Source organism: Salinisphaera sp. RV14 (genome assembly GCF_052044135.1).
Taxonomy (GTDB): domain Bacteria; phylum Pseudomonadota; class Gammaproteobacteria; order Nevskiales; family Salinisphaeraceae; genus Salinisphaera.
Genome location: NZ_JBQDYF010000053.1, coordinates 1 through 738 on the forward strand (window position 1 = coordinate 1; position 738 = coordinate 738).

A 738-nucleotide genomic window follows, 5' to 3' on the forward strand; every position below is an offset into this window, starting at 1 on the left:
ACGCTGACGGATCTGTATATTCCGAAGAAGAAAAAGTAGCGGCGCTGCTTTTCGGGCAAGACTCAAGGCCGGCTTTTGCCGGCCTTTTTTGTCGGCAGAAGGCACCATAACGCGTTGCGTTACATAACGTGGCGCGTTATGTTTAGCCATGATCCGCAGTTTCCGAGATCGAGAGGCAGAGCGTATCTGGCGCGGGCGGGCTTCAAGGAAGTTACCGGCCGATATCCAGAACGTGGCTCGGCGCAAACTTCGTATGCTGGATAACGCGGCGACGCTGGATGATCTGCGTGTGCCGCCGGCGAACCGGCTCGAAGCACTCAAAGGCAAACGCTCCGGCCAACACAGTATCCGAATCAATCAGCAATGGCGGCTTTGCTTTATCTGGAACGACGGACAGATTGATGACGTGGAAATCGTCGATTACCACTGAGGTGTTGTCATGACCGAATTAGCGAACATCCATCCCGGCGAAGTCCTGCTGGAAGAATTTCTCAAGCCGATGCAGCTAAGCCAGACACGGCTGGCCAATGCGATCGGCGTACCGCCCCGCCGTATCAACGAGATAGTGCTGGGAAAACGGGCGGTCAGTGCCGATACTGCCGTGAGGCTGGCGAGGTATTTCGGTACAAGTGAGAAATTCTGGATGGGGTTGCAGGCTGATTACGATCTGGAGGAAGTGCATCGGCATCATGCGGCATGATCTCGTTGACGATTAATCGTGGTCTGTCCCATATTATT

Annotated in this window: 2 protein-coding genes; both read left to right on the forward strand. The window is 54.5% G+C overall.

Going from position 1 to position 738, the window contains the following annotated elements; genetic code table 11:
- Window positions 1-148 precede the first annotated feature (148 nt).
- Window positions 149-430 (forward strand): type II toxin-antitoxin system RelE/ParE family toxin, encoded by a 282-nt coding sequence (locus ACS8Y6_RS18370; RefSeq protein WP_440851664.1) that lies wholly within the window; start codon window positions 149-151, stop codon window positions 428-430.
- A 9-nt stretch (window positions 431-439) separates the two neighbouring features.
- Window positions 440-700 carry a HigA family addiction module antitoxin gene (locus ACS8Y6_RS18375; RefSeq protein ID WP_440851663.1) on the forward strand — a complete coding sequence of 87 codons (261 nt, stop codon included), beginning with the start codon at window positions 440-442 and terminating at the stop codon, window positions 698-700.
- Window positions 701-738: the final 38 nt, after the last annotated feature.